Origin of the sequence: Pseudomonas sp. NPDC089534 (assembly GCF_044749305.1) — a bacterium.
In the GTDB taxonomy this organism is placed as follows: domain Bacteria; phylum Pseudomonadota; class Gammaproteobacteria; order Pseudomonadales; family Pseudomonadaceae; genus Aquipseudomonas; species Aquipseudomonas ekonensis.
Genome location: NZ_JBIVHR010000180.1, coordinates 1 through 4,298, shown reverse-complemented (window position 1 = coordinate 4,298; position 4,298 = coordinate 1). Strand labels below are relative to the sequence as shown.

The following is a 4,298-nucleotide window of genomic DNA, read 5'->3' as shown; positions in this document are numbered from 1 at the left end:
AATGAAAAGGAATAAGCAATAAAAACTATTTTTAGCAGCAGATATGCGTCAGGCAAATAAGCTAGTTCGTGATGAGCTGGGCGCTGATGCCGCCATCATCGGCAACCGCCGCATCGCCGGCGGGGTCGAGCTGACCGCGGCGCTGGATTACAAACTGTCGGCGCTGGCCCCGCGCGTGCCGAACATGGAACTCGAAGACGAGCTGCGCAAGACCCAGTCGCGCATCGTCACCGCCCAGGCCGAACTGAGCCTGCGCGGCGAAGCCGACGGCAACACCAACCGTCAGCTGTTCGCCGGGCTGCCGTTGACCGCCGGCCTGCCGCTGACCGCCGCCGAACCGCTGTCGGAGCCTGCCTACGCTGCGCCGGCCCGTCCTGCGCCGGCCCCAGCGCCAGCCCCGGCCGGTGTCGATCCGCGCGCCCTCGATTCGATGCGTTCGGAGCTCAACAGCCTGCGCGAGCTGATGGAAGTCCAGCTCGGCACCCTGGCGTGGAACCAGTTGCAGGGCAACCGTCCGGCCCAGGCCAACCTGTACCGCCGCCTGCAGCGCATCGGCCTGTCGGGCCCGCTGTCGCGCGACCTGCTGGCGATGATCACCGACATCGACGAGCCGCGTCAGGCCTGGCGCATGCTGCTGGCGCACCTGGCGCGGATGATCGCCATCCCGGACGTCGAGCCGCTGGAGGAGGGCGGGGTGATCGCCATGGTCGGCCCGGCCGGCATGGGCAAGACCACCACCTTGGCCAAGCTTGCGGCGCGCTACGTGCTCAAGTACGGCGCGCAGAACATCGCGCTGGTGAGCATGGACAGTTTCCGCATCGGCGCCCAGGAGCAGCTCAAAACCCTCGGCCGCATCCTCAATGTGTCGGTGACCCACGTCGATCCGGGCCAGTCCCTGGTGCAGGCGCTGGATCCGCTGCTGCGCAAGCGCGTCGTGCTGATCGACACCGCCGGCCTGCAGGCCAGCGATCCGGCGCTGCGCATGCAGCTGGAAAGCCTGGCCGGCCGTGGCATTCGGTCGAAAAATTATCTGGTCCTGGCAACCACCAGCCAGAAACAGGTTCTAACCGCCGCTTATCACAGTTACAAGCGTTGCGGGCTCGCCGGTTGCATCCTGACTAAACTGGATGAGACGGCCAGCCTCGGCGAAGTGCTGAGCCTGGCGATCAGCCACGAACTGCCGGTCGCCTACCTGACCGACGGCCCGCGGATCCCGGATGACCTGCATCTGCCGCGCCGTCACCAACTGGTCAGCCGCGCCGTCAGCGTGCAAATGCAGGAAGAACCCAGCGAAGAAGCCATGGCCGACATGTTCGCTGATATCTACCACAGCCCGACCAAGCAGGTCGGCTGAGGTAATGAACAGTTTTTGTACCTACATCGATGGCCTGCCACGCATTGTTCCGGTTGTGAACGCGCAGCCAGTAATGTGGCCTCCGTCTATGCAAGACAAGGTAAAGAAATAACATGGGCAGCATGCATCCCGTACAGGTGATCGCGGTGACCGGCGGCAAAGGTGGCGTCGGCAAGACTAACGTGTCAGTGAACTTGTCCCTTGCGCTCGCAGAGCTTGGCCGCCGGGTCATGCTGCTGGACGCCGACCTGGGTCTGGCGAACGTCGACGTTCTGCTGGGCCTCACGCCCAAACGCACCCTGGCCGACGTGATCGAAGGCCGCTGCGAACTGCGTGACGTGCTGTTGCAGGGCCCTGGCGGGATCCGCATCGTGCCGGCCGCGTCGGGCACCCAGAGCATGGTGCACCTGAGTCCGGCCCAGCATGCCGGCCTGATCCAGGCCTTCAGCGACATCGGCGACAACCTCGACGTGCTGGTGATCGACACCGCTGCGGGCATCGGTGACTCGGTGGTCAGTTTCGTGCGCGCCGCCCAGGAAGTGCTGCTGGTGGTCTGCGACGAGCCGACCTCCATCACCGACGCCTACGCGCTGATCAAGCTGCTCAACCGCGACTACGGCATGAACCGCTTCCGCGTCCTGGCCAACATGGCCCAGAGCCCGCAGGAAGGGCGCAACCTCTTCGCCAAGTTGACCAAGGTCACGGATCGCTTCCTGGACGTCGCCCTACAATACGTCGGCGCGGTGCCCTACGACGAAAGCGTGCGCAAGGCAGTGCAGAAGCAGCGTGCGGTCTATGAAGCCTTTCCGCGTTCCAAGTGCGCCCTGGCGTTCAAGGCGATCGCACAGAAGGTCGACACCTGGCCGCTGCCCGCCAACCCGCGCGGCCACCTTGAGTTTTTCGTCGAGCGCCTCGTGCAGCAAACGGCAGGGCCTGTGCTATGACCGCCAGCGGTATGAATCTGTACAAGAAGTCGGCGCGTGATGCGCAGTACGAGCTGATCGAGCGCTATGCGCCGCTGGTCAAGCGCATCGCCTACCACTTGCTGGCGCGTCTTCCGGCCAGCGTGCAGGTCGAGGATCTGATCCAGGCCGGGATGATCGGTCTCTTGGAGGTCTCGAACAAATACGACGCCAGCAAGGGCGCCAGTTTCGAGACCTACGCGGGCATCCGGATCCGCGGCGCGATGCTCGACGAGGTGCGCAAAGGGGACTGGGCGCCGCGCTCGGTCCACCGAAACACCCGCATGGTCAGCGACGCGATTCGCGCGATTGAAGCTAAAACCGGCCGTGACGCTAAAGATCACGAGGTTGCGGCCGAACTCCAATTGAGTCTCGACGATTACTACGGGATTTTGAACGACACCCTGGGCAGCCGGCTGTTCAGTTTCGACGACCTGTTGCAGGACGGCGAACACGAAGGGCTGCATGAGGATGGCGCCAGTGCTCATCTTGAGCCGTCGCGCGATCTGGAAGACGAACTTTTCCAGGCGGCGCTGGCGGACGCGATTGCCAATTTGCCGGAGCGCGAGCGACTGGTGTTGGCGCTGTACTACGACGAGGAGCTGAACCTCAAGGAAATCGGTGAGGTCCTTGGCGTCAGCGAATCGCGGGTCAGCCAGTTGCACAGCCAGTGCGCGGCCCGTTTGCGGGGGCGTTTGGGGGAGTGGCGAGCGCGCTGAAGGCAGTGTGGGGACACTGCGAACGAGGCTGGTGCGGTGGTGAGCGGCACCGGTCTCGATCCGTTGTGCTCCAGACAGTCATCGAGAGTGCCTTGCCGGATTGAATGAAATGGCGCGTCCCGTTGCCGGGCGCGTTTAAGACTGCTTGGAGGTCGAATTGAACAAAGACATGAAAATCCTCATCGTTGACGATTTCTCAACGATGCGGCGGATCATCAAGAACCTGCTGCGTGACCTGGGGTTCACCAACACCGCCGAGGCCGACGACGGCAACACCGCGTTGCCGATGCTGGAAAGCGGGCACTTCGATTTTCTGGTCACCGACTGGAACATGCCCGGCATGACCGGCATCGACTTGCTGCGCAAGGTGCGCGCCGACGAGCGCCTCAAGCACCTGCCGGTCCTGATGGTGACGGCGGAAGCCAAGCGTGAGCAGATCATCGAAGCGGCCCAGGCCGGCGTCAACGGCTACGTGGTCAAACCATTCACGGCCCAGGCGCTGAAAGAAAAGATCGAGAAGATTTTCGAACGCATCGGCTGATGAACGCGCGGGGGAGCTATGGAGCATAAAGAGTCTTCACAGGGCGACTTCGAGTCGACGCTGAAAAAACACGCGGTCGAATTGGTCGACAGCCTTGAAAAGGGCAAGTTCGGCGAGGCCGTGCAACTGATCCATGAGCTCAATCAGACCCGTGACCGCGGCCTGTACCAGGAAGTGGGCAAGCTCACGCGCGAGCTGCACAGTGCGATCGTCAATTTCCATATCGATCCGCACATGCCCCAGGCCGAAGAGGTGTCGCAGATCACCGATGCGACCGAGCGCCTTGGCTATGTGGTCAAGCTGACCGAGAACGCCGCCAACCGCACCATGGATCTGGTGGAGAGCGCAACGCCGGTGGTCAACGCGCTCGCTGACGAAGCCCAGGCGCTGAGCGCCGACTGGAGCCGGTTCATGCGTCGCGAGGTCGGGGCCGAAGAGTTCCGCGATCTGGCACGCCGGGTCGACGGTTTTCTGGCGCGCAGCAGCGCGGACAGCCGTGCGGTGTCGGGCAACCTGAACGACATCCTGCTGGCCCAGGACTACCAGGACCTGACCGGTCAGGTGATCAAGCGCGTGACCCAATTGGTCACCGAAGTCGAAAGCAATCTGCTCAAGCTCGTGCTCATGGCCAGCCAGGTGGACCGCTTTGCGGGCATCGCACATGACCGTGCGGCGATGCATGCCGAAAAAGATCCGCAAAAACATCTCTCGCAGGGTGAAGG

4 protein-coding genes and 1 pseudogene are annotated in these 4,298 nt (G+C 63.2%); all 5 read left to right on the top strand.

Annotation, left to right across the window (positions count from 1 at the left end; all coding sequences use genetic code 11):
* Nucleotides 1-22 precede the first annotated feature (22 nt).
* Nucleotides 23-1,354: pseudogene (gene flhF, locus ACIP0B_RS28045) on the top strand (flagellar biosynthesis protein FlhF); the annotation flags it as partial.
* Nucleotides 1,355-1,467: 113 nt separating this feature from the next.
* Nucleotides 1,468-2,298, top strand: a complete 831-nt coding sequence (gene fleN / locus ACIP0B_RS28040) for a flagellar synthesis regulator FleN (RefSeq protein ID WP_003222917.1) — start codon at nt 1,468-1,470, stop codon at nt 2,296-2,298.
* A complete protein-coding gene (fliA, locus tag ACIP0B_RS28035; protein WP_400838366.1) occupies nt 2,295-3,035 on the top strand; it encodes an RNA polymerase sigma factor FliA in 741 nt (246 codons plus the stop codon). The genes fleN and fliA overlap by 4 nt, the downstream gene beginning before the upstream one ends.
* 169 nt (nt 3,036-3,204) lie before the next feature.
* Nucleotides 3,205-3,576 (top strand): chemotaxis response regulator CheY, encoded by a 372-nt coding sequence (locus tag ACIP0B_RS28030; RefSeq protein ID WP_085577793.1) that lies wholly within the window; start codon nt 3,205-3,207, stop codon nt 3,574-3,576.
* Nucleotides 3,577-3,594: 18 nt separating this feature from the next.
* A partial coding sequence (locus ACIP0B_RS28025; protein WP_400838363.1) for a protein phosphatase CheZ occupies nt 3,595-4,298 on the top strand: 704 nt, incomplete at its 3' end.